Source organism: Nitrospira sp. SG-bin1, from assembly GCA_002083365.1.
In the GTDB taxonomy this organism is placed as follows: Bacteria; Nitrospirota; Nitrospiria; order Nitrospirales; family Nitrospiraceae; genus Nitrospira_D.
The window spans coordinates 1-23,585 of the sequence record LVWS01000037.1 but is presented as its reverse complement, the minus strand read 5'-3'; the positions used below and the strand labels follow the sequence as shown (position 1 = coordinate 23,585).

The following is a 23,585-nucleotide window of genomic DNA, read 5'->3' as shown; positions in this document are numbered from 1 at the left end:
ATTACGCTTCCGAACATGATTTATCGCGCTAAATTTAGAGCACGTCATGGACACACACCTCACGACCAGCACTCCCACTCGTGACGAACTGAACGCCGAGCTGCTCGACGTCCCGGAACCACCGGAGCAGCCAGAATCGCCCCCTCCTCCCGGCTTCGAAGTCAATGTGGAGGTGGCGTTGCGGCATATCAAAGGCCGAAGAGGCGGTGATCTCGTCGGCGTCATTCTCGTCGGATCAGGAGCTCGGCGGGCCCTCACTCCCCACAGCGATATCGATTTGATCGCCCTCGTCAAGGGCGAAGCCGACGGCCACGAAATCCTCCGGGTCGGCGACCGCTTGGCCGATATCCGTTATCATGGCTACCACTCGGTCGAAGAGGATCTCGCGTACTCGCTCCGCCTCCCTTCGCTGCTTCGAAAAGGCAGAATCCTCTACGATCATGACGGCGTCTGCGCAAAACTCATCGAAAAGGTCCACCATCGCTTCCGCCAAGGTCCGCCCCCGACTTCAATCAACGAACAGATCCGCTTGAAGGCGGAGTGTTACCATCTGCTGGGCAAAGCCCAAGACTTCGAGGACAAGCCCGGGACGGCCCACTACCTGTTGATGTTGTTTTACGAAGATTGTATCTCGGCATTCTTTCGTTTGAGAGGGTTTTGGTTGGTGGCCCCGGTGGACGTTCATCGGTTCATGTTTTCACGTGAGCCGGCGCTCGCCGACTTGGGGGGGCAGTTCCTGATGGCCGCGACTCTCGCCGATCGGCTCAACTTTGGTCGTCAATTTGCCGATCTTCTCTTTAAGGATGTGCCGAACCCTGCGCGGATCGACTGACCGTCGGCGAACAACGTCGGCTGCCTTTATGTAGCGAAGGTTGTTTCGAAGACGACTTGTGGGGAGATCCGGCCCGTCACTCGATGGTTGGGTAACACTCTGGTCTTTCATCGGCCTAGCTGCCAAGGAGCTGTCTCATGGAACTGGGATTCATCGGACTCGGCAAAATGGGGATGAACATGGTGACGCGTCTTCGGCGCGATCAGCATCGTGTGGTGGTCTACGATCGATCAAACGATCTGATCAAACAGGCGGAGGGCCAGGGCTGCGTCGGGTCGTCATCCCTCTCTGATCTCGTCGGAAAGCTCACTGCCCCGCGTGTCGTGTGGGTCATGGTTCCTTCCGGAGCTCCGACCGAAGAAACCATCCTGGCGGTGGCGGCGCTCCTCCAACCAGGCGACATCGTCGTGGACGGCGGAAACACCAGATTTCATGATGACGTGCGGCGGGCCGCCGAGCTGAAGAAAAAAGGGATCCGCTATGTGGATGCGGGAACGAGTGGAGGCATCTGGGGGCTCAAAGTCGGCTATTGCCTCATGGTCGGCGGAGAAGATACGGCGGTCAAACGGCTCGAACCCGTGTTTAAAACGCTGGCGCCTGAAAACGGCTGGGCCCACGTCGGCGCAGTCGGGGCCGGGCACTATGTGAAGATGGTGCACAACGGCATCGAGTACAGCATGATGCAAGGCTATGCCGAGGGATTCGAGTTGATGTCGAAAAGCGAATACAAGCTCGATCTGGCCAGGATTGCCGATCTCTGGATGCACGGGAGCGTCGTCCGGTCCTGGTTATTGGAATTGGCCGCGGGCGCGCTCAAAGAGGATCAAAAGCTGGAAAAACTGAAAGGGTACGTCCAAGACTCCGGAGAAGGCCGCTGGATGATCGCCGACGCGATCGAGAAAGATGTCCCGGTTCCCACCCTCACGACAGCGCTCTTCACGCGGTTTCGTTCACGACAAGAAGAATCGTTCGCCGAAAAGATGCTGGCCGCCCTGCGAAATGCCTTCGGTGGGCATGCCGTCCGGCGATGATCACCTGGCGCCATGCGGGTCGTGTGCTAACACCTCGGCGCCAGCGGTCTTTTGCAACATCCCGTTAAGGAGACCTTGATGGCCTCGATGAACAGCCAACGGATCGATATCAGTCCCGCCCAAGAGCCGCTGCCCCCCGTCGAACCTTGTACGCTGGTCATTTTTGGCGGTTCCGGGGATTTGGCCCGCCGTCGACTGATTCCCGCCGTCTACAATCTCCTCCTGGACGGGTTGCTGCCGTCGAACTATGTCGTGCTCGGCTTGGGCCGCACTCCCATGAGCGATGAAGAATTCCGCGCCAGCGTCCGCGATGGCGTCGTCAAACATTCTCGACAGGCCCTCATCGAAGATACGTGGAGCGCCTTTTCCCAGCACCTCTTTTACTTGGCGGGAGGGAACGACGACGCGCAGACCTATGTGCGGCTGAAGGAACGGGCCGAGGAACTGGAGCGTAAATTCCAATTGCCCGGCAATCGCATTTTCTATCTCAGCATTCCTCCCAGCTCCTTTACCGCAGTCTGCGAAGGTTTGTCCCATTCCGGCCTCGTTGGAACACCGGAAGCTCGTTCGCCCTATACACGCATCATCGTGGAAAAACCCGTGGGGCGCGATCTGGCTTCGGCCAAGGCCATCAACGAAGTGACGGGTCGCGTCTTCGACGAGTCACAGATTTTTCGGATCGATCACTATCTGGGCAAAGAGACCGTTCAGAATCTGATGGTCGTGCGATTTGCAAACAGCATTTTCGAGCCCATCTGGAATCACAAATACGTCGATCACGTTCAAATCACCGTGAGCGAGGCCGAAGGCGTGGGGACCAGGGCAACTTACTATGAGGAAGCCGGTGCCTTGCGGGACATGATTCAGAATCATTTGTTGCAATTGCTCTGTCTGGTGGCGATGGAGCCGCCCTACTCGCTCGATCCGGATGTCGTGCGGAACGCCAAGATGGAGGTCCTCCGATGCTTGCGCCCGATTACGGCGAAGGACGTGGAGAAATTCACCGTCCGAGCCCAATACACGGAAGGAACGGTGCACGGCACGCCGGTGCCCGGCTATCGCCGTGAAAAAGGAGTGAAGCCGAACTCCACGACTGAAACCTATGTAGCGGTCAAATGTTTCGTGGAGAATTGGCGTTGGTCGGGCGTCCCATTTTACTTGCGAACAGGGAAAGCCCTACCTCTGCGTGCCAGCGAAGTCGCCGTGCAGTTCAAAGAAATCCCGCAAATCCTGTTCAATGCCGGCGGACAGACGCCTCAAGCTCCGAACGTCTTAGCCTTGAAAATACAACCGGAGGAAGGGCTTTCGCTCCGTATCGTCTCACGTGTGCCTGGCACACGTGCCCAAACCCATCCCGTCGAAATGCACTTCAAGTATGGAGAAGTGTTCGGTCGTCCGTCTCCTGAAGCCTACGAGCGCCTACTGCTCGACGTGATGGCGGGAGACGCCTCTCGTTTCATGCGGCGCGATGCCGTGGAAGCGTCCTGGGCTTGGATCACGCAAATCCTCGAAGCCTGGGAGAAATCTGGGCAGCGGTGGCTGCCCGAATATCAAGCGGGGACCTGGGGACCGGTGGAATCCGACCGCTTGATCCAAAACGACGGGCGTACCTGGCGGATGCTGTAAGACCGTCCCTCGTTTTCTATGAGTGCCAGCCAGATCAGATGGTATTTCCTTCCGCTCTCCACTCCGTCGATTCTTGCTTTTTATCTCCAATGCCCTAGACCTCGTACAAGCATGTGCGAAGTGCATGGGAGTGTTAGAGCAAGCCGTCATCCTACTGTTCTTACGTACACTGAAAAGAAAACCACATAGGTCCGATGTCTTTGTACGTACTAACCTTGGCATGTCCGGCATTCCTCTTGGCAATGCCTACTCGTCTGCAGGGCAAGCCCAAGGTCAAATTGGAAAACCAATGACACATTGCAAATCGGTCGACGGCACGAGATTCCGATGGGACGGCAAGCATGACGGCACCCCTATTAAGTCTCTGAAGCATCACAAAGCAATTCGAGGTGCAACCTTCGATGGAACGGCCTGATTGTGGGATGCGAGGCAGAATTAGCCAACTGTGCATTCAGCTGCGAAGTCTTGCGGAACAACTTGCACAAGCTCTACTGAATCTGGTGACCATATGTATTCAAATCTTCCGTCGGATAAGTCAATGACCCGACACCATCCCAATTTGTTTCGCAATCTCCTCTCGCTTTCCAAGCCCTCCGATAAACCTTACGAATTCGCCGTATCGATAGAGCGCCAGGGCGGGAAGCGACGAGACTTCCAGTTCGGCGGGGATCTGAAACTCCTCATCAACATTCATTGTCAGGATGAGTATCCGATCGCTAAATTCTTCCTGCAACTGTCCCAATTCCTTCATCAAGACGTGGCAATGACCACAGCCCGGTTTCCAGAATTCCACCAAGACAGGAACGGTGCTTGCCTCTACCATCCGATCAAACTCGCGATCAGTGACCGCCTGGAGCATGGAGCTCATGATTGCTGATCTTGCGCCAACAACGGTCTCAGGATATGAGCCACATGCTCGGCAAATAACCTATACCCAGCGGTAGTGAGATGGATTCCATCATTCGAATACATCGCGGCCAGCTGCCCGCTCTCTGGTTCAGCCGTCACAGTAAATAGATCAACGTAAGCCAGACCTTTGGAGCCAGAATACTCTTGAATGAGCTGGTTTAACCGATTTCTCCGGGCAAGATGTTCGGCCACCCATCCCTGTCCCTCTCGGCTAGCCGACGTATCTTCCACGCGAATGGAGGGAACCGTCACAGGGATAGGAAGACCACCCGTAGTCAAGGTCTGGTCGTACATCGTGACCAGATTGTGCATGATATCGGAAGGAGACGCGTTCCACCCGAGATCATTCGTGCCGCCCAGGATCGGCACATAGCCTGGCTGATGATCGAGCACATCGCGCCGAAATCGCATGACCATTCCGCCCGTCAACTCGCCACAGATTCCCGAGATACGGACCTGCGCGGCCTTAGCCAACAACGCTTGCAGGAACTGCCCATAGGGAGTCGCCCGGCCGGAGGGATTGTTCCTGCCCGGCGACTGAAATCCCGCCGTCAGGCTATCTCCGAAACAAATGACGAGTGGAGTGTTCCTCATACGGTGCGGCTCGATTTTACCGAGGCCTCTCGTGACAAACAAGCCGCCGATCCGGCACAGGTCCGGAGGCGGTCCACTGTAAAGAACGGCGCTTTTCTTGACGGATTGGCGATCTGCCGGTAGGTCTTACGTATGACGACGGATCTCAAAACCGCGCAAGAAATGATGGCCGCCGCAGTCGCCGCACGTACTGCCGAAGATCCGGAGATCCTCTCCGTCAAACGAATTCTAAAACTGCTGGACAAAACGGCCAAGTCGAACCGGACGTACGGCTCAACCAATCCTGTCGCCCAAAAATTCACGCAGCAACTGCTCGAGGAATTGACCACTCACCTCGCGGCCTACTCTAAACTGGCCTTCCTCATTCAACGATCCGAGTTGCTGTGCAAAGACCAGGTCGTGTATCAGGCGGAAAATGATGGCGGAAGTGAGAGCCTCGCCTTCAAGTTGTACGCCGACGGCATCCGAGAACTCGTCCTTCATCAAGGCCTTACACAAGAGGATCTGTCGGTGTTCCTCGCTTCCCTATGGAGCGACGCCGACTCGAACGAAGACGACGATGACATCGTCACGCGCCTGTGGTCTCGGAATCTCTCGACGATCACGCTCGTGACGGCCGAAGAACTCTCAAAATCGTCGGCAGCAACCGACAGCTTCAGCCGTCTTGACAGCAGCATGAGTTCCTCCGATTCGACGCTCCGAGAATTACTGGATCGGGAGCGGGAACGCAAGAAGAGAGGCGAAGCGGGGACCGACTCCGACGGCGGCGGTTCCGGAAACGCCAAAAGTCGTTTCCAATCGGGACTAGCGGGCTATGAAGTGACGGACGAAGAACTTGTCGCCCTGGCGCAAGAAGTGGAGGCCGAACGAAAACAAGACAGCCTCATGTACATTCTAGACATGCTGACCGCCATCCTCGCCTCGGAAATGTCTCCGACCTTACTGACAAAACTCTTCAGTCTATGGGGCACCATCGTGGATTCCCTTCTTCGGGAAGGCAAATGGACCGTGCTGGAGAACGTCTTAAGTCTCCTTCACGAAACGGATACCGTACGGCCTGATCTGAGCGAAGATCACAAACAGCAGTTGGCGTCTCTCCTCAATGGACTCGGTCGTTCCGAACGGGTGAAGGCCATCGAAGGCTATCTCAACCGAAACCCCAACGCCGACGTGAAAGGCCTCTCCACGATCTTATTGCTGATGAAAGCCGATGCCGTCCCCTCTCTCTGTTCGCTGCTCGCGAATGTCACGTCACCGGTCCATCAAGCCATTGTATCGGAAGTCCTCTCCGTCTTGGCAAAAGACCATCCGGATCCCTTGTTGCGCGCGTTATCGGACCGCAGGCCCGGCTACGTTCGTCATCTGCTTTCGATCCTCATCAAGTGGAATAATCCCAAGTTTGCAGATCCGGTCGAGAAATTGATTCGGTACCCCGACGCGCAGGTTCGCCGGGAAGTCGTTCGCGCCCTCGGTCTGTTCAAACCCAACGGCAATGGGTCCAAACTCGTCTCCCTGTCCACCGATGAAGACGAGGGCGTTCGCTTCGCCGCGCTCAAACTCCTCATGTCCGGTCAGTACACCGTTTCCTTTTCCCTGTGGTCTCCTCTTCTGTCGGAAGAGGGATTCATGGATCGCCCCGTCAGTGAGCGTCGAGCGGTCTTTCAGGCGGTCCGCGCCACATGCGGCGACGAAGCGGTGCCCTATTGGGAAGGTCTGATGACCGAATGGGCCTGGATGAATCGAAGAAAGAAAGAGGAACTCGCGGTCATCGGAGCGGAAACGCTCGGGAAGCTCGCCACTCCCACCGCCATCACGGCGCTCTCACATGGAGCCAAAAAAGGAAGCGCTGCGGTCCGGCAAGCGTGCGCCACAGCTTTGTCGCAAGTTCAGCGGCTCCAGCGCGGCATCCCCCCCACCGGCACAGCGCAGAAGGACGAGTGATCGTGAAAGAACGCCAATCTCACCCTCTACAAAACCCACCCGCTGAAGACAGCATCCAACCGATTCTGACCCACGAAAAATCACTGGCGCGAAAGATCGGCCAAGGATCAGAAGCCGGAGATATTCTCGACCAACAATTGGTGATGCTGGGATTCCAGCTCATCACACAGTTGAATACGTTGATTAAGACGTCGAAGATCCACGGCCGTGCCAATGCCGCCTTGGACAAACCCGTCGCGACCATGTTGACTCTCATTGAAACCCTGGCCCACGATCAGCCGGTCACCCTGTGGGTACAGGACGATTTCCTCTTCCTCGGCGAGAACCATCTCAAAGTGACGGCGCAACAGATGCTGGTCGTGTCGAGCATCCTTGACGCCTTGAAAAAATGGAAGATCGGCGGGTTGACGTTTTCTTCATCGGTGTCTTCCAAGGACCTGCGAGAGTTTGCCCATCTCTTCGTCAGTCTCGATCCAGCCACGAAATCCATCGAAGACTTCCGGCAAGAGCTGAAGCATCTGGCCGTGGCCGGCATTGACCTTCAGGACCCTCGTCTCCTCAGCCTGAAAGAGGACCTGGGGGAAGACGGCAATTCGACGGCTCGACGCAAGGCACGTTCCAAAGCGGCGTATGGAAAAGCCGCCGAGGCAGTCGGCAATCTGACTCAGTCGTCCCGTGACGGCAAGGCGCTGAGCTTCAAGCAGGCGAAACGTGCCATTCAGAATATCGTCGATTTGATGATGCAGGACGAGCTGACCATGCTGGGCCTCACGACGCTTCGCTGTCACGATCAATACACCCATAATCACTCCGTCAACGTCTCGCTGCTCTCCATCGCGCTCGCCAACAGGGCCGGCTACCCAAAAATCGAGCTCGCCGATCTTGGCTTGGCCGCACTGTTTCATGACATGGGAAAATCAACCATTCCCCTTGAGGTTCTGAATAAACCGGGGGAGTTCACTGAAGATGAATGGACGATGATGCGCAACCACCCCACCGAAGGGGTCCTGAGCCTCACGCAATTACGGGGCATCACCAATCTTCCAGTGCGCATGGCCGCGGCATCGTTCGAACACCACATGAACTTGGACTATTCCGGCTATCCCAAATTAAGAACACCGTGGAAGCTGTCACTGACGGGTCGGATCCTCACGATCGCCGACTGCTACGATGCCATGACATCGTCCCGCATCTACCGCCGGGAACCGATGTCGCCATCGAAAGTCTTGGACATGATGCTTGCCAAATCCGGAAAGAGCTTTGATGCAACCTTGCTCAAACTGTTCGTCAATTGCGTGGGAATCATTCCGATCGGAAGTTTGGTGGTCCTCGACTCGGATGAGTTCGCCGTCGTACTGAAACCGGCCGCCGAGAAGACCGAGAGTGAGCGGCCGCTCGTCAAGGTGATCGCTGACGCCCAGGGAACTCCCGTCGATAACGGCCCGGAGTTGGATCTGACCGAGAAAGACGACGTCGGCGAATACCGCCACAGCATCGTCCGGCTCGTTGACAATACGGAACACAAATTCGACACGAGCCGTTACTTCGTCTAGGCCTCCGCGCCATCACGCTTTTCGCCCCAACCCCATCTCACTTCCCCGCTTGACAGTCTGAAATCCGATCTTCGACAATGCCTTCATGGGGGGACGGATCGTCATCGAGCACTTGGAGTTCCGCGGCCGCTGCGGCGTGACGTCTGAAGAACGTGCTCGTCCGCAACCTCTCGCCGTCGATTTGGAATTGGACTGTCGGCTTGAGACGGCCGGATTGTCCGATGTTCTTGATCACACGATCGACTATGCAAAAGTGGCACAGCGCGTCGTCGATATTGGAACCGTTCAGGAGTCCCAGCTGCTGGAAACGCTGGCGGAACGACTCGTGAGCACTCTCTTCGATGAATTCTCGGTCAGCCGTATCAAGCTGTGGCTGCGGAAACTGCACCCTCCGATCTCCTTCGTCACTCGCTCCGTTGGGATCGAGATTGAGCGTACCAGACTCGCGCAGCAGGTCGTTCGTGCGGACCCTCCACCGGCCCCGTTTCTCATTCAACAGCTTCATCGGCTTCCTAAAGGCACGGTCCTCGATGTGGCTTCCGGCAGCGGGCGTCATGCCTTATTCCTCGCCTCGTTGGGTTACCAGGTCGAAGCCATCGATCATGATGAGCAGGCCCTCGCACAACTTTCTCAGAGCGCCCACACGCGGCACCTCACGGGTCTCAGGTCGCGAGTGCTCGACCTGGAGCAATCGCCGCAGCCACCGGCTCTTGGACATGAAACGTACGATGTCATTCTCACCTTCTTTTACTTGCACAGACCGCTCTTTCCCTCTTTCATCGAAGCACTGAAGCCCGGTGGCGTGTTGCTGTACGAAACTTTTACCGTCGACAACCACATCCAACGCCACCATCCAAAGCGTCGAGAGTTCTGCCTTGCCCCTTGCGAGCTCTTGAACCTCACGCGCGGCCTTCGCATTCTCCATTATGACGAAGGACTCCACGAAGGAGCGAGCGGGGTGGAGTCCGTCTATACGGCCCGACTGCTGGCCCAAAAAACCAAATCTCCGGAATCTTCGCCATGAGCCGCCTGGACCTTCATCTCCATACAACCCACTCGGATGGAAGCTGTTCACCGACCGAGGTGGTGAACATGGCGCAGCGAGCCGGCGTAACGGCCTTGGCGATCACCGATCACGACATCACGACCGGCGTCGCGGAAGCCATGGTGGTTGGAAACCACTGTGGGATCGAAGTGGTACCCGGAGTGGAAATCAGCTCGCTTGCCGGCAACTCCGAATTACATATCCTTGGATACTTTCTTGACTGGCAAAGTTCCGATTTACTCGCTCGCCTCAAAACGCTACGAGACAGTCGTCATCGCCGGAATCCTAAGATTATCGAACGATTACAGGCTCTAGGGGTGGACATCACCTACGACGAAGTCCGTGCGCTCGCCGGCACCGATTCAATCGGCAGGCCCCACATCGCCCGCGTCTTGATGGACAAACAAGTCGTCACATCCGCCAAAGAAGCCTTCGATCGGTTTCTCGCCGAGGGTAAACCGGCTTACGTTCCGCGTGAGCTTCCAAGCCCCGTCGAGGCTATTCGCTGGATCAAGTCGGCTGGCGGGCTGGCCGTGCTGGCCCATCCGACGTGGGTCAAGGTCGCAGAACAGTCGCTGGCCGATCTGGTTCGACAATTGAAAGCTGAAGGACTCGACGGCGTGGAAGTTTACTATAGCACGCATGCAGCGCGACAGACTCGAGCATATCTCAGCCTCGCGAGTCAACTCGGTCTTCTCGTCACCGGCGGAAGCGACTTTCATGGTCTCACGAAACCCGATATCGAAGTCGGGATCGGCAAGGGCACATTGCACATTCCAACCTCATTGCTTCCAAAGATGAAGGCAGCCGCCGGACGGCTCTGATGTGGTCTCCTCCGTATATTTCTCCCAATCCATTGACTCCTCTTCGGGATCCGCTAGACTACTGACTAGCTTCAGATTTCGTCACCCATGGTCAACGCATCGGGTTGGACCCTTCAATATGTGTCGGTCGCACTGATCGCGCTCTTTGCCGGTCCCATTCTGAGCAAACTGCCGGTTGCACAGTCATTTCCTCTCACCCTGTTCGGCCTGACCAGCTTCCAAACCGTCCGACTTCTCATTGAAGGAACAGGGTTGGTCGCCCTCTGCATGCTTTCACTTCGCGCACTCCGACAGATGCCGGATAACGGCCGAGGTTTTTCATTTCTGCGACATCTGGTTCTTCCGGTCACAACGCTGTTCACTGTCATCGTGGTGGATAAGTCCCTCCGGATTACCGGCCTTTCACTCCTCGACCGTGTGGGACACACCCGCTATACGATGGCCTACGCGGCCGCATTGACGCTGATCGGGGTTTGGATCACCGCGGCTTGGCTCCTACATCTTGACGCACTGCGTCGTTTTTTCGCGATACCCGCAGCATCGCCTCGGCATAAAGAACCTGTACCGCCGGCCGAAGATGCCGACGCCATCGACCAGGAACCAGACCGCGGCGAATCCGGGACCGCAACGCGCACCCTCCCCACACAAAACGGTCCGCCCAGCACACTCGGTCGCTACAAGGTTCTCAAGGAGCTGGGACGCGGCTCGATGGGGGTGGTGTATCTGGGGAAAGATCCGACGATTCAGCGATTCGTGGCGATCAAAACCATGCGGCTCGACGAGATCGACGACCGCGAGAAACTGCAGGAGGTGAAAGCTCGGTTCTTTCGGGAAGCCGAATCCACCGGGCGATTGTCTCACCCCAACATCGTCACGATCTTCGACGCCGGGGAGGAAGACGACCTCGGCTATATCGCGATGGAGATGCTTCAGGGCACCACACTCACGCAGTGGTCGCGGAAACCGAATCTCCTCCCGATCGAGAAAGTGATCTCGATACTCGCCACCGTCGCCGACGCCATGGATTATGCGCATCAGCAGGGCGTCGTACACCGCGACATCAAACCGGCCAACATCATGCTCACCGCCGATGATGTCGTGAAGATCATGGACTTTGGCATCGCCAAGATGGCCACGTCCTCGAAAACTCAGACGAATATCGTCTTGGGAACTCCCACGTACATGTCCCCCGAGCAAATCGCCGGGAAAAAGGTGGATGGACGATCCGATATTTTTTCGCTCGCCGTCGTGATGTTCGAACTCCTGACCGGTCGGCCGCCCTTTACAGCGGACAACGTGTCAGCCTTGTTGTTCGCCATCGCGCACACGCCGCATCTCAGCGTAAGAGCGATCAGACCGGATATCCCCCCCGTTATAAAAGATCTCTTGGATCGCGCATTGCAAAAAGATCCGGCCCTGCGCTATCGCCGGGCCGGCGAATTCGCCGCCGAGCTTCGATCCTGCCTCGAAGGGCTGGCCGCGTAACTACCTGGTACCGTCTTTTCGACGAGAGAATTTGCTTTCCGGCGAACCTTCCCCTCATCACTGTCTATGATTCCTCAACATTAACCAATCAAGCAAGGGCGAGGCGATGCGGTGTACAACGCTTCAGTTTCGCAGATGGAGGCGACCTTTGGGTAAGCTTTGGTAGCAACCTTCAGAGAGATCTTGTTCGTGTTCCTGTAAACATTGCAGGATTCGGCCATCACCGGGTTCCACGGTCTGACAGATCCGCTTCACATCTTCGATGCAAGCGAGCCTATACCCTTCCGCCTCCTTCCAACGCACCAACCGTTGCCGTACGATTTGCTGGCAGGACGGAGTTAATCGTTTGAGACCATGCGTCACACAACGCCGCCGGTCTTCACCGTCCAGAGAATCGGGGCAGTACTGTAGGACCTCCGCCTCGCACTTCACTTCCGCGACTTGCCTGGCTCGGTTGTCCCTGGAGAGGGCCAGGCCTTCCAATCCTCTCACAGAGGCCGCGTCGCCGACACCCGCTGAACGGTCGATCGGTCGACTGGATACTCCGGGAATCGTGAGATCGAGTTCGGGTACGCGCTGCGCTTGAGCGACCGGGGTAACCGATTGTGCCGAGAGGAGTTCCTCCTTCGACGGAAAATTGGCCCAGATGATGGTCCAGACCAAGATCAAACCAGCTATCGATATGGAGTTCGTGATGGCTCTTCCGGAACGGTCATCAGGATTGCCGGTCTTCATGACGGTGAGAATAAAATAAAGCCGCGGGAAAATCATCGAAACAGGGGTTTTGAGCAAGCGGTGAATCCGCCGAACAAACTGGATCGAGGGGCACATGAAGGAGGCGAGATGGGACAGGAGCGGGTGAAGCTAGTTATCCGGCGTTTCGACGATGTGATTCTCGAATCTCGTACAGCCTTCCGCCAACAACCGATTGGTCAACATCTCACCCGGCCATTCAATCGGAAGATCGGCGGTAAAGACCCAGACGTCGGGAGAGGTCCAGACAGGGCCATGTTCGTCAGGAAGTTCCGGATCGAACAGATCGGTCCACACGGGCATATAGACACCGTTTCCGCATTGTGTATGGAGATGCACGATCGTGCGGGAGCGCACCAGCGGATCCAGTTCTCTCCACACCGCCGCGGTCTCATCGGCCAGATGATGGAGACGTACCGCATTTTGCGCATCGAACATCGCATACGCGGCGTACACCGGCGCCTCGATCATATCCGGCGCACAGGCCAGCTCCGGACACTGCTTCACCAGTCCTTCGAGAACCTCACGACGCTGACCGTCTTCCCACGCATCCGGCAAACCCGGATCAGGAGCGCCGATCAACTGGAACAGAAGAAACGCGGTGTTTTCGACCGGAGGGAGCACCCGCGCCGCCACGGATTGGGCTCGTCTGGAATCGGCCACCGTCACAAGGTGGTCGTGAAGCAATTGCAGATTCAACATTTCCAGAGTGGCATCGGTCAAGAGACGCGACTCAACGCGAACGACCGTTCCCGCGGGAAGCTGGAGATACTTGTGCAGGAGATCGGCTGTAGCGATCGGATCGACCTTCAGCTTGAGCGGAGCGGTTAAGTTCGCCTGGAGAGGAAGCTCCAAGGCCGCCATCGTGGCGTACGTCGGCTTTTCTTCGTTCAGCCCGTCCAACAGCAACGTGCAACTCGCTTCGGCGACCAGATCGAAGAGCCATTCGGCCATTTCTTCGTCGAGCGCGGCCAGCACGGTCAACAGATCATGTTCGCGTCCCTGCTCCAAAAACGCCTGCAAGGTGTCGATCGCATCATCGGTGTCACCGTGATCGTGACGACGGGCATTGATGAGATGAATGAGATCCCGTGTGAGTGGATCGGGGCGAGACCAGCCTAACATCGAGGCTCCCTACTGCGCGCACCTGCGGTCATGGCTCGACAATACAGACTGCATGTTGCCAAACTTTTCCCACCCATGCAAGCCTCAGAACGAATACTCGCCATTCGTCGCGCATTCCTATTCGCCGATAATCTTCACGAGAACGCGTTTGCGACGACATCCGTCGAACTCACCATAAAAAATTTGTTCCCAGGGGCCGAAGTCGAGCCGGCCCTCGGTAATTGCCACGATGACTTCCCGCCCCATCACCTGTCGTTTCAGATGAGCATCACCGTTGTCTTCACCCGTGTCGTTATGCCGATACACCGCCTTCTGCGGGGCGAGACGCTCTAAGAAATCATCATAATCCTGCACGAGACCCGCCTCATCGTCATTGATGTACACACTGGCGGTGATGTGCATGGCGTTCACCAAGACAAGACCTTCCCGGATCCCGCTCTTCTTGACCACGGTCTCGATGCGGGGTGTGATATTGATGTAGGCTCGTCTCGTCTTGGTCTCCAACCAGAGTTCTTCGCGGTAGGACTTCATGATCGTGGCCAACCGCATTGTGCCTGCCCTCTTGGCGAACATGCAAGAGGCTCCGGACGATACACCTGTCAAACCTGTTCCGCCTCCGGTGAAGAGGCTATAATGGCATCGACTTGATATGAGCGCCCAATTCAGACCCCCGAAACTGTCGCCGAACGCCCTCACGGTCTTGCGCCAACGCTACTTGGTAAAGAACGAACGGGGCACCACCGTTGAATCACCGGCAGGCATGTTCCATCGCGTGGCCGATGACATTGCGTCGGTTGAGCCCCTGCCCCACCGACGCCGTCTCGCCCGCGAATTCTACGAGGCGATGGCGTCGTTGGCTTTCCTCCCGAATTCACCAACTTTAATGAATGCCGGACGGCCGCTTCAACAGCTCTCGGCATGTTTCGTATTGCCGGTGGACGATTCACTGGAATCGATCTTCGAAGCCGTCAAGCATCAAGCACTGATCCATCAGTCGGGAGGCGGAACCGGATTCTCGTTCAGCCATATCCGACCTCACGCCGACCGCGTCGCGACCACCAATGGACTCGCGTCGGGCCCCGTTTCCTTCATGCGCGTCTTCAACCTGTCCACGGATGTCATCAAGCAGGGAGGGACGAGACGGGGCGCCAACATGGGTATTCTGAGAGTGGATCATCCCGACATCTTGGATTTCATCGCGGTGAAGCAACGGCCGAACGAAATGACGAACTTCAACCTGTCGGTGGGTCTGACCGACGGCTTCATGCGGGCGGTCATACGAAACCAGTCGTATCCGCTTATTAATCCACGGACCGCAAAGCTCGTGCGGCGCCTTTCCGCATCCATGGTGTTCGACCGACTCGTGGACGCCGCATGGCAATCCGGGGAACCGGGTGTTCTTTTTCTCGATACCATCAACAAAGCGAATCCCACGCCGCATCTTGGGCAGATCGAGGCCACCAATCCGTGCGGCGAACAACCGCTTCTTGCCTATGAATCTTGTACGCTCGGATCGATCAATGTCGCTCGATTTCTCACTCCGCGCCGGGGGAAGATGACCATCGACTATGAGCGGCTCGCAGCCATCATTCCACTGGCTGTTCGATTTCTCGACAATGTGCTCGATCGAACCCGCTTTCCTTTGACGTCGGTCGAGACGCACACCAAACAGACCAGGAAAATCGGTCTCGGGATCATGGGCTTCGCCGATCTGTTGATCCGGCTTGGCATTCCGTACGACACGGAGGGAGCTCTTCAGGTTGCCGATCAGCTCATGGGATTCATTCGATCGCATGCCCACAACGCATCCCATCAACTCGCACAGGAACGAGGACCCTTTCCCGCCTATACAGGAAGCCGCCTTGAAGCCAAGGGTCTTCGCCGGCGCAATGCCACGGTCACGACCATTGCTCCCACCGGCACCATCAGCATCCTGGCCGACTGCTCCGCGGGAATCGAGCCGTTGTATGGGGTCAGCGTCGTCCACACCATCATGGAAGAGATACGGCTCGAACGGTTGCATCCGGAGTTTATCAAGCAAGCCACAGCCCGCGGACTTCCTCTCGCAACGTTACGGCGGGAAATCGGTCGACAGGAATCGATACAGCATCTTTCACTCGTCCCAGCGGATCTTCGTCGGCTGTTCCTGACCGCACATGATGTCGCGCCGGAACAACATGTCCGGATGCAAGCGGTCTTTCAGCGGCACAGTGACAGCGGCGTATCAAAAACGATCAACTTACCTTCTACGGCCACGACCAAGGACGTCGCCGCCGCTTTCCTGCTCGCTCATGAACTGGGCTGCAAAGGACTGACCGTCTACCGGACCGGCAGTCGAGCGCACCAAGTGCTGTCCTGCTCCCACGTGCAGTCATGTTGAGTCGCCTTCCTTGCCGAGGAAACTCCGTCGAAAACTCGTACAAAATTGACAGGCCCTAGCCTTGGTGATAAGTACCTTTTCAGATACCGCGATGCTGTCCGTTGGAGGGAGGTGCGCATGTCTGCTATAGCCGGGGGTCCGTCGTTCGTCGGCAGTCCTCTGAATTGGAATCTGTTTTTTGCCCGTCAACCGGAACCGGACCTGGAATTCACGGAAGAGGAGCTGGAACAGACCACCACGGTTCGATCACCATCCCCCATGAAACCGCCCAAGAAATCCGGTGGGCGGCCACTGTTGTGGGTTCTTGTGTTGCTCGTGATCGGAGCAGGCGCCTATGTCGCGATGGAGCCTGAGATGATCATGGACTATGTCGGGCCGCTGCTCGGTGAATCGCCGGCCCCGCAACCACAACCGCCTGTCGCCAGAAGACCTGCGCCCCCGAGACCGACTCCTCTTACGCCGAGCGCTCAGCCTCAAGCCACTACGCCGACTCCAGCTCCTGCAGCACCGGTCGAGAATCCTCAGGCCGCAGCACCGACGACGGTACCTCCATCCTCCCCACCGACGCCGACAGATTCGGCTCCGATACCGACTTCTCCGCCACCAACACCGACTGCGCCCCTCACTGCGTCACCGTCCCCGATGTTCAGCGAAGGTCAACGCGTCAGCGTCCTTGCGGATCCTACGAATCCAGGAGCAAAAGTGACCCTCTTTCAGGATGCGGAAGGAACAAGACAGGGACCGGCCATTCCACCGGGAACCGCGTTCACCATCCTCGACGGTGATCTGCAGGCCGATGGGTGGGTCTATTCCGTCCGCAGTGACTACGGCACGAAAGGTTGGTTATCTGAAAAGCAGCTTAAATTGAAACCCTGATCATCGGCTTGCACCATACTTGTCGGACACAGAGGGCGGTGAGACGATCACCGCCCTCTGTGTTATAATGCCGCCCGTTCGCGCCCCGATTATCCATAGACATGAGCCACCACGAGCCTCAGACATCCATGCGCGCCGTCATCTTCGACTTCGACGGTGTCATCGCCGACACCGAACCGCTCCACTTCGACAGTCTCCGCCGGACGCTGGCAGGCGTCGAGATCGTGGTGACCGAACAAGAGTATTACGCCGACTATCTCGGCTTCGATGATCGTGGATGTATCCTGGAGGCACTCCGTGCCCATCGGCGCCCGATCTCTCCCTCGCTGGTCGAAGAATTGATGGCGAAAAAGGCCGCCGCCTATTTGTCCTCGATCAAGGATCACTTGGTGGTGTTTCCAGGGGTCAGAGAATTCGTCGAGACTGCCGCGGTTGCGTACCCCATTGCCATCGCCTCGGGTGCTCTGCGCGTTGAAATCGAATTGGTGTTGGAGCAAATCGGTATCCGACAAGCATTTCGACACGTCATCAGCGCCGAGGATGTGACACATGGAAAACCGAATCCCGAACCGTTCCTGCAGGCTCTGGCTGGATTAAACCGCCAATCTTCCACAATTTCGATTTCGCCGGATTCCTGCTTGGTCATCGAAGACTCGCTCCCCGGCATCCGGGCCGCCCGATCAGCCGGCATGAAGGTCTTGGCGGTCGCCAACACACATACCAGGCAAGACCTCCATGAGGCCGATGCCGTCAGCGATAGCTTGAGTACCACAAGCCTCAAGGAGTTGCGCGACCGCTTGTGGCCGACATAACACCATGAGAATCTGCTCACTCATTCCCGGGGCAACAGAAGTGGTCGCCGCGCTGGGCCTCACTGATCAATTGGTCGGTATCAGCCACGAATGCGACTTTCCTGTCTCGGTTCGACATGTTCCCATTATGATCGAACCCCTGGTCGGAAAGGACGGAGGCTCCGGGGAGGCAATCGACCGGCAGGTCAAAGAACTGGTTGCGGCGGGACAGAGGCTCTATCGACTCAACGAGGACGCGTTTTCCCGAGCCTGTCCGGACCTTGTCCTGACGCAAGATCTGTGTCACGTCTGCTCGGTCACACCGGACCAACTCACACGCGCGATCGACTCACTTCCCCATCGGCCGGAAGTGCTCACGCTGAGCCCCACGACGTTACACGACATGATCCACGATATCGAGCGCATCGCCGAGGCGGCGGGCGCCCTCAACAAGGGACGTGCGCTCGCCCACGAGCTCCGGCGTCGGATCGATCAGGTACGTTCGGAAACCGGCAGGGCACCCGCGCGCCCGCGCGTAGTGTGCCTTGAATGGCTGGATCCTCTCTATGTGGCAGGCCATTGGGTTCCCGAAATGGTTGAGTCGGCGGGTGGTCGCGATGTCCTTGGTTCTCCGGACGCTCCCTCGCATGAAACGACATGGCACGCCGTGAAAGCCGCTCGGCCGGACGTCATCCTTGTAATGCCCTGCGGGTATTCCGTCGAGCGGACGCTGAACGAGCTCCGGTGCGCCGGACGCACCGGTGACGCATGGCGGCTGGCCCACGGACAGGGGCCGGATTTCTACGTCGTCGATGCAGCGTCCTTTTTCAGCCGTCCCGGTCCTCGGCTGGTCGACGGGGTGGAGTTGCTCGCGGCCATTCTACACCCGAGCCCCGATCGGCCGCTGGATCCGGCAAAAGCGATCAAACTTCAAGCCACGACATTCACTGCGAGCTGCGCGCCATGACGGTCTCTGAGGCTCAAGCCTATTGCACGGCGTACACGAAGAAAAGCGGCAGCAACTTTTACTATTCCTTCCTGTTCCTTCCCAAAGCCAAGCGCGACGCCATGTACTCGATCTATGCCTTCTGTAAAGCCGTCGACAGTGCCGTCGACGAACCGGTGGCGGGAAGCAACCCCAAAAACGAATTGCACCGTTGGCGCGAGGAGCTCGATGCGGTGTATTCCGGCACTCCCACGACGCCCATCATGGTGAGTCTCGCTCACCATGTGAAGACCTTGGGCATTCCCAAGGCGTACTTTGAAGAATTGATCAAGGGCGTCGAGATGGATCTGTTCAACAATCGGTACATCACGTTCGATGAGCTGTCGCTCTATTGCTATCGTGTCGCCTCCGTCGTGGGGCTCATCTGCTTGCATGTGTTCGGCGTCACGTCGCCGCGCGCGCAGGACTATGCGGTGGCCCTCGGCATGGCCTTCCAATTGACGAATATCCTGCGCGACGTGGGAACGGATGCCGCCGAACGTCGAATCTATCTGCCGTTGGATGATATGCAAAAATGGAACTATCCCGAAAAAGCCATGCTCAACCGGAGCTATTCCGCTGAATTCCGAGCATTGATGGAGTACGAGGCATCACGAGCGCACCACTACTACAAAAAAGCCGATGCGGCTCTCAAGGAACTGCCGCCTCAGGAGCGTCGTGCACTGACGGTGGCCGAGATCATGCGCGGCATCTACAGTCGGATCCTGGAACGGATCGAACGGTCCGACTATCAAGTCTTCGGGTCCCGTATCACCCTGACGACTACCCAACGGGTTATGATCGCCTTACGAATTTGGCTCCGCTCCCGATTCTCGTGACGGCTCACCCCCCACGTACCGTTCTCATTCTTGGAGCCGGACTCGCCGGCTTGACGACCGCGTACCACCTACACCAGCAGGGCGACCACATTACCCTGTTGGATTATCCTGAGTGGCTCGATGGCTTCGGAACGGGGGCATCCGATCCCGGGCCGATTGTGCTCGGTTGCCACCGGGAGACGATCCGAGTCCTTCGTGCACTTGATCGAGACCGGCCTCTGCCAGCCGACCGCACGATTCCCCTGGAATTTCGATTGCCCGATGGACGAATCGTCCCCTATCAATCCGCGCGCCTCCCCGGAGCGTTTCAGTGGATGATGAGCCTCTTCAGCTTCCAAGGCCTTTCCTGGCAGGACCGGTGGAGACTGTTCTCCCATGTCGAACAAATTTGGGAAGAGGCCCAAACCCTCCCGGCGGATCTAGAAAATCGGACTGCGGAAGAATGGCTCACGTCAACCGGACAAAGTGCCGAAGCCCGAGAACGGATTTGGGATCCACTCGCTCAATGGTTGGCCGGCAACTTGCTGGCCCGTCTCTCCGCTGCAATGTTCGTCCATCTGCTTTCAACCGTGTTTCTGCGTGAGGCGTCGGACGCGAAACTCACAGGCTTGACCGGCTCCGTCGGTCACCGATTCATCGAGCCCATGAAACAAGCGCTCCAACAGAATCAGGTGAAAATCATCTCGCTGAGCCATCGTCCTACCCTTCGGTTTGGACAGACCGGCGTGAGCGAAGTCCGACTTCACGACGAGACCAGACTGCGGGCCGACCGGTACATCGTTGCACTTTCCTATGAGAACCTCCTGCAGCTGCTGCCGGAACGGCTGCTGACACATTACGCCTACTTCGCACAGTTGACTGAACTTCGCAATGTGAGCGGAGTTGTCATTCAATTGAGCTGTTCATCTCCCATACCGCAGCCGCGCCTCCTCCTCCTTCCAGGCCGACCGTTCCACCAGCTCACCAGTGCATCGGGCGATGCCGGCGAGATCGGATATCGGCTCTCTACCCTCGCTGACCAGCATGCCAAGTTAACCGATGAACAGCTGATCGATATGGCGCAAACCGAAATCTGCCGGCTCTTCTCCGGAACGGCCAGGGAAGAGGTGATCGTTCACTCAGTCATTCGTGAGCACCAAGCAGCACTGGTGCTCGCACCGGGTGCTGCTCGGCTTCGGCCGATTCAACAGAGCCCCATCCAAAATATGCTCGTCACCGGGGCGTGGACGGACACCGGATGGCCTGCCAATCTGGAGAGCACGCTCGTCAGTGCCCGTCGCTGTGCCGACATCGTCACGGACTCTGGAGCTTGACGCGGGACTGTGCCGATGATACCTGTGTCCCATGACTCCGCAGGCTCACATCTCCGCTTTCCTTTCACTGATCGTGTAGGGCTGTGCCACCAGTCCTTATGAGCGCGGAGGCCACCCTGTTGGATTCAGCCGCTATGAGGTGGAACGAGACTATCGGGAGTGTGAATTCAAGGCGAGAGTGGCGAACGACCGGCACTTTTACAGCCAGAACTTCCCCTTTTCATTGGGTTCCGGCCCACGGACTCTGGCCGACCATACCCGTGCCCTGCATGGCCTTTCCACGATCAACGCGATGCGGGATACCTGTCTTGCGGCAAAAGGGTATCGAGTCGAGTAGCAGAACGTTGAAAAAGTACGCCAGCGTTGTTCTTGCATTACTCAAGGCCTCAACGTACCGAAAGTCGAAGGCAAGATACCTATCCGCTCGCATATGATCGAGGCGCGGTTCAAGCAAAGCTTGGTATGTACCTCCTCGGCCTTTCGCTCGCTGCGGCCGCGCTGAACGGTCTTTTTGAACGTCTGCCAACTAAGGCGTACGCGTACGTAGGTAACACAGATCCTCGAATCGTTCGCCGCCCCGGTATTTTGCAATGACCATCCACTCCCGTCTGGTATCCGTCAGCCCAATATAGGCTTGATCATCAAGCATGAAGGGCTGAAGAGAAAAGGATGTCCTCAGCACGGGAACGGTGGAGACCTTGTCGATCCTGAGCGCGTTCAGTGGATAGGTTCCGCCGGTTCGTTCAAACTTACTGGCGGTCGCCAACAGCGGACTCAAGTCTTGCCAGGTGGCTTGTTCCAGCACGGTGCTGTCGGCGGGAAACACATAGAAACTGTCGCTCGGTGCGGTCTTCATGCAAAAGGTCGTCTTCACCACGAGATCTTGCCGTCCGTCGTTGTCCAAGTCCAGGAACGTCTTGTCGAGGTTCGAGCAGCGCCGCGTTGGGGGCCCCTGCCCATGCAATACAACCGGCTCCCACCGCACCGGTCGTGAGACCTTCTCATCCAGGGCCAACTGTTCTCCGAACAATGCCGCCACTCGTTCACAGAATGGCTTATCGGCGAAGGCCGCCAGTTCCACGGAAGCCGCGGCGGCCAGCGCCGGCACCATCGTCAACAACATGCTTGTTATTTTCGTGAATTTCATCGCTGCCACTCCTCGTCCTTTGATCTCATGATCTCGGTTGACATCCCGGCTGTCCGTTTTTAAGATACTGCCACCAATTTTTTCACCCTCACGACTCATGACGCTCACTCCGCTCCAAGACCTCGCCCAATCCCTGGTGAACTGCGACCGCTGCAAGCTGGCCAAGCTGGGCCGCAGTCAGGTCGTCTTCGGCGTGGGGAACCCTCACGCCAGTATCATGTTTGTGGGAGAAGCGCCAGGTTTCAATGAAGATCAGAAGGGCGAGCCGTTCGTCGGAGCGGCGGGGAAACTCTTGAACGACCTGCTGGCTTCAGCCGGCCTCTCGCGCGATCACATCTATATTGCAAACGTCATCAAGTGCCGGCCCCCAAACAACCGTGACCCAGAACCAGACGAAGTGGAAACCTGCAAGCCGTTCCTGATGCAGCAGATCCAGTTGATTCGGCCAAAGCTAGTCTGCACCCTGGGAAACTGGGCCACTCAGACGCTTCTGGAACGCAAGGTCGGCATCACCAAAGTGAAGGCACAAGCCTTCTACATGAAGGACTTCGTCATCTTTCCGCTGCTGCACCCCGCCGCCGCCCTGCATCAAGGTAACCTCCTTCCCACGCTGAAAGAGGATTTCAAGAAACTGAAAGACTTTCTCGACCGCCACTCCACACCGGCCGAGCCGACCAGTGCAGCCCCTGCCCCCGCCGCACCAGTGTTGAATATTGAATCACCACAACCGGCACAGATGGATCTGTTCGGCTAGCAGTCTGGTGAAAAAGTCCGCCAGCTTTGTTCTCGCGTCGCTCAGAGGCTCAACGTACAGAAGGTCGAAGGCAAGATACCTATCCGCTCGCATATGATCGGGGCGAGAGGTTCAAGCAAAGCTTGGTATGTACCTCCTAGCCCTTCGCTCACTGCGGCCTCGTCCGCGGAACGGCGCGTCATGGCGCGCCGGGGTTGGGAGGGTGAGAATGTCGCCATTTTGGCCAGCCTGTAGATGAAGCCAAACGATGCCTGCGTGGCAACAATCCTTTAGTCTCTAGTGATATCTCCTAAAAAGTCCTCTCCACTTAGCATGATCGCAGTGAAGAATTGGAATTGAATCGTTTGGACACCGATGCGCAAATACCACCACGAATCCACAGTTTCCATATCCTTTAGGTGAATGTTTATCTGCCTTTTTGCAATACTCTAATAGAGTCTGCTTTTCACATTCATCAAAATGCGTACAAGCATCATTGAAGACCCCATCGGAATCGTCTAACTCAAATGATGCGGCTACCGTCAAACCTGTCGCCTTGGAAATTGCCTGGCGAGCACTAGCACTTGCGCCGACAAGTACAAGGTAGGTCTTTGGACCACCAGGAAGAAGCTCGGTAACTTCTTCCGACCAACTGCCACATACCTGATCTCCCGTTCCAGCAAAATCGTCCACGAACACAACGCTGTCATCAGGTCCCAAATCTTGCTGCATCAAGTCCCGCATATGGATGAACATATCATCATATCTATTAAGGAACGTCTGATTAATTCATGTTTACACGA

Annotated in this window: 21 protein-coding genes and 1 pseudogene; 15 read left to right on the top strand and 7 right to left on the bottom strand. The window is 57.1% G+C overall.

Annotated features, from left to right (window positions below; translation table 11 throughout):
• The first annotated feature begins 46 nt into the window (after positions 1 to 46).
• From A4E19_00110 to A4E19_00100, 3 genes are all read left to right on the top strand, one after another.
• Entirely contained in the window at positions 47 to 832 is a 786-nt protein-coding gene (locus tag A4E19_00110; GenBank protein OQW31764.1) for a hypothetical protein, read from the top strand.
• A gap of 137 nt (positions 833 to 969) precedes the next feature.
• Positions 970 to 1,863, top strand: coding sequence for a 6-phosphogluconate dehydrogenase (locus A4E19_00105; protein OQW31763.1), 894 nt, complete (start codon positions 970 to 972; stop codon positions 1,861 to 1,863).
• A gap of 87 nt (positions 1,864 to 1,950) precedes the next feature.
• The gene (locus A4E19_00100; GenBank protein OQW31796.1) at positions 1,951 to 3,489 is read left to right on the top strand and encodes a glucose-6-phosphate dehydrogenase; all 1,539 of its coding nucleotides are present in this window, start codon (positions 1,951 to 1,953) and stop codon (positions 3,487 to 3,489) included.
• A gap of 535 nt (positions 3,490 to 4,024) precedes the next feature.
• Here A4E19_00100 and A4E19_00095 read toward each other — a convergent pair.
• Both A4E19_00095 and A4E19_00090 read right to left on the bottom strand, forming a co-directional pair.
• Positions 4,025 to 4,348, bottom strand: a complete 324-nt coding sequence (locus A4E19_00095) for a hypothetical protein (GenBank protein OQW31762.1) — start codon at positions 4,346 to 4,348, stop codon at positions 4,025 to 4,027.
• Positions 4,349 to 4,353: 5 nt separating this feature from the next.
• Complete coding sequence (locus A4E19_00090) at positions 4,354 to 4,992, bottom strand: hypothetical protein (GenBank protein OQW31761.1); 639 nt, start codon at positions 4,990 to 4,992, stop codon at positions 4,354 to 4,356.
• A 132-nt stretch (positions 4,993 to 5,124) separates the two neighbouring features.
• Between A4E19_00090 and A4E19_00085 the strand changes: the two genes are divergently transcribed.
• The 5 genes from A4E19_00085 (at position 5,125) to A4E19_00065 (ending at position 11,840) form a co-directional block, all read left to right on the top strand.
• Positions 5,125 to 6,933 (top strand): hypothetical protein, encoded by a 1,809-nt coding sequence (locus A4E19_00085; GenBank protein OQW31760.1) that lies wholly within the window; start codon positions 5,125 to 5,127, stop codon positions 6,931 to 6,933.
• Positions 6,930 to 8,486: a hypothetical protein gene (locus tag A4E19_00080; protein OQW31759.1), complete on the top strand. Its 1,557-nt coding sequence runs from the start codon at positions 6,930 to 6,932 to the stop codon at positions 8,484 to 8,486. Before A4E19_00085 ends, A4E19_00080 begins: the two co-directional genes overlap by 4 nt.
• A gap of 85 nt (positions 8,487 to 8,571) precedes the next feature.
• Complete coding sequence (locus A4E19_00075) at positions 8,572 to 9,510, top strand: hypothetical protein (protein ID OQW31758.1); 939 nt, start codon at positions 8,572 to 8,574, stop codon at positions 9,508 to 9,510.
• Positions 9,507 to 10,355 carry a hypothetical protein gene (locus A4E19_00070; protein OQW31757.1) on the top strand — a complete coding sequence of 283 codons (849 nt, stop codon included), beginning with the start codon at positions 9,507 to 9,509 and terminating at the stop codon, positions 10,353 to 10,355. The genes A4E19_00075 and A4E19_00070 overlap by 4 nt, the downstream gene beginning before the upstream one ends.
• 87 nt (positions 10,356 to 10,442) lie before the next feature.
• Positions 10,443 to 11,840 (top strand): hypothetical protein, encoded by a 1,398-nt coding sequence (locus A4E19_00065; GenBank protein OQW31756.1) that lies wholly within the window; start codon positions 10,443 to 10,445, stop codon positions 11,838 to 11,840.
• 123 nt (positions 11,841 to 11,963) lie between these two features.
• Here the strand turns inward: A4E19_00065 and A4E19_00060 are convergent, their stop codons facing one another.
• The 3 genes from A4E19_00060 to A4E19_00050 all read right to left on the bottom strand — a co-directional run bounded on the left by A4E19_00060 (position 11,964) and on the right by A4E19_00050 (position 14,249).
• Complete coding sequence (locus tag A4E19_00060) at positions 11,964 to 12,611, bottom strand: hypothetical protein (GenBank protein ID OQW31755.1); 648 nt, start codon at positions 12,609 to 12,611, stop codon at positions 11,964 to 11,966.
• A gap of 93 nt (positions 12,612 to 12,704) precedes the next feature.
• The gene (locus tag A4E19_00055; protein ID OQW31754.1) at positions 12,705 to 13,718 is read right to left on the bottom strand and encodes a hypothetical protein; all 1,014 of its coding nucleotides are present in this window, start codon (positions 13,716 to 13,718) and stop codon (positions 12,705 to 12,707) included.
• Between the two features lie 117 nt (positions 13,719 to 13,835).
• Entirely contained in the window at positions 13,836 to 14,249 is a 414-nt protein-coding gene (locus tag A4E19_00050) for a secondary thiamine-phosphate synthase enzyme (GenBank protein OQW31795.1), read from the bottom strand.
• Between the two features lie 118 nt (positions 14,250 to 14,367).
• On the opposite strand from A4E19_00050, the gene A4E19_00045 reads away from it, so the two are divergent.
• The 6 genes from A4E19_00045 (at position 14,368) to A4E19_00020 (ending at position 20,902) form a co-directional block, all read left to right on the top strand.
• Positions 14,368 to 16,098 (top strand): hypothetical protein, encoded by a 1,731-nt coding sequence (locus A4E19_00045; GenBank protein OQW31753.1) that lies wholly within the window; start codon positions 14,368 to 14,370, stop codon positions 16,096 to 16,098.
• 117 nt (positions 16,099 to 16,215) lie between these two features.
• Entirely contained in the window at positions 16,216 to 16,974 is a 759-nt protein-coding gene (locus A4E19_00040) for a hypothetical protein (GenBank protein OQW31752.1), read from the top strand.
• Positions 16,975 to 17,102: 128 nt separating this feature from the next.
• Entirely contained in the window at positions 17,103 to 17,786 is a 684-nt protein-coding gene (locus A4E19_00035; protein ID OQW31751.1) for a hypothetical protein, read from the top strand.
• 4 nt (positions 17,787 to 17,790) lie between these two features.
• Complete coding sequence (locus A4E19_00030) at positions 17,791 to 18,732, top strand: hypothetical protein (GenBank protein OQW31750.1); 942 nt, start codon at positions 17,791 to 17,793, stop codon at positions 18,730 to 18,732.
• On the top strand, positions 18,729 to 19,589 hold the full coding sequence (locus A4E19_00025) for a squalene synthase HpnD (GenBank protein OQW31749.1): 861 nt from the start codon (positions 18,729 to 18,731) through the stop codon (positions 19,587 to 19,589). Before A4E19_00030 ends, A4E19_00025 begins: the two co-directional genes overlap by 4 nt.
• Positions 19,565 to 20,902, top strand: a complete 1,338-nt coding sequence (locus A4E19_00020; GenBank protein ID OQW31748.1) for a hypothetical protein — start codon at positions 19,565 to 19,567, stop codon at positions 20,900 to 20,902. Before A4E19_00025 ends, A4E19_00020 begins: the two co-directional genes overlap by 25 nt.
• Positions 20,903 to 21,122: 220 nt before the next feature.
• On the opposite strand, the gene A4E19_00015 is transcribed toward A4E19_00020, so the two are convergent.
• Together A4E19_00015 and A4E19_00010 are read right to left on the bottom strand one after the other, a co-directional pair.
• The gene (locus A4E19_00015) at positions 21,123 to 21,428 is read right to left on the bottom strand and encodes a hypothetical protein (protein OQW31747.1); all 306 of its coding nucleotides are present in this window, start codon (positions 21,426 to 21,428) and stop codon (positions 21,123 to 21,125) included.
• Positions 21,429 to 22,148, bottom strand: coding sequence for a hypothetical protein (locus A4E19_00010; GenBank protein ID OQW31746.1), 720 nt, complete (start codon positions 22,146 to 22,148; stop codon positions 21,429 to 21,431).
• Here A4E19_00010 and A4E19_00005 point away from each other — a divergent pair.
• Positions 22,147 to 22,713: pseudogene (locus A4E19_00005) on the top strand (uracil-DNA glycosylase). The gene A4E19_00010 and the pseudogene A4E19_00005 overlap by 2 nt on opposite strands.
• The last annotated feature ends 872 nt before the right edge of the window (positions 22,714 to 23,585 follow it).

What these genes read in the sequence shown, in the direction of transcription:
- A4E19_00110 (OQW31764.1), top strand. Translation starts at nt 47, where the DNA reads ATGGACACACACCTCACGACCAGCACTCCCACTCGTGACGAACTGAAC.
- A4E19_00105 (OQW31763.1), top strand. Translation starts at nt 970, where the DNA reads ATGGAACTGGGATTCATCGGACTCGGCAAAATGGGGATGAACATGGTG.
- A4E19_00100 (OQW31796.1), top strand. Translation starts at nt 1,951, where the DNA reads ATGAACAGCCAACGGATCGATATCAGTCCCGCCCAAGAGCCGCTGCCC.
- A4E19_00095 (OQW31762.1), bottom strand. Translation starts at nt 4,348, where the DNA reads ATGCTCCAGGCGGTCACTGATCGCGAGTTTGATCGGATGGTAGAGGCA.
- A4E19_00090 (OQW31761.1), bottom strand. Translation starts at nt 4,992, where the DNA reads ATGAGGAACACTCCACTCGTCATTTGTTTCGGAGATAGCCTGACGGCG.
- A4E19_00085 (OQW31760.1), top strand. Translation starts at nt 5,125, where the DNA reads ATGACGACGGATCTCAAAACCGCGCAAGAAATGATGGCCGCCGCAGTC.
- A4E19_00075 (OQW31758.1), top strand. Translation starts at nt 8,572, where the DNA reads ATGGGGGGACGGATCGTCATCGAGCACTTGGAGTTCCGCGGCCGCTGC.
- A4E19_00070 (OQW31757.1), top strand. Translation starts at nt 9,507, where the DNA reads ATGAGCCGCCTGGACCTTCATCTCCATACAACCCACTCGGATGGAAGC.
- A4E19_00065 (OQW31756.1), top strand. Translation starts at nt 10,443, where the DNA reads ATGGTCAACGCATCGGGTTGGACCCTTCAATATGTGTCGGTCGCACTG.
- A4E19_00060 (OQW31755.1), bottom strand. Translation starts at nt 12,611, where the DNA reads ATGATTTTCCCGCGGCTTTATTTTATTCTCACCGTCATGAAGACCGGC.
- A4E19_00055 (OQW31754.1), bottom strand. Translation starts at nt 13,718, where the DNA reads ATGTTAGGCTGGTCTCGCCCCGATCCACTCACACGGGATCTCATTCAT.
- A4E19_00050 (OQW31795.1), bottom strand. Translation starts at nt 14,249, where the DNA reads ATGAAGTCCTACCGCGAAGAACTCTGGTTGGAGACCAAGACGAGACGA.
- A4E19_00045 (OQW31753.1), top strand. Translation starts at nt 14,368, where the DNA reads ATGAGCGCCCAATTCAGACCCCCGAAACTGTCGCCGAACGCCCTCACG.
- A4E19_00040 (OQW31752.1), top strand. Translation starts at nt 16,216, where the DNA reads ATGTCTGCTATAGCCGGGGGTCCGTCGTTCGTCGGCAGTCCTCTGAAT.
- A4E19_00035 (OQW31751.1), top strand. Translation starts at nt 17,103, where the DNA reads ATGCGCGCCGTCATCTTCGACTTCGACGGTGTCATCGCCGACACCGAA.
- A4E19_00030 (OQW31750.1), top strand. Translation starts at nt 17,791, where the DNA reads ATGAGAATCTGCTCACTCATTCCCGGGGCAACAGAAGTGGTCGCCGCG.
- A4E19_00025 (OQW31749.1), top strand. Translation starts at nt 18,729, where the DNA reads ATGACGGTCTCTGAGGCTCAAGCCTATTGCACGGCGTACACGAAGAAA.
- A4E19_00010 (OQW31746.1), bottom strand. Translation starts at nt 22,148, where the DNA reads ATGAGTCGTGAGGGTGAAAAAATTGGTGGCAGTATCTTAAAAACGGAC.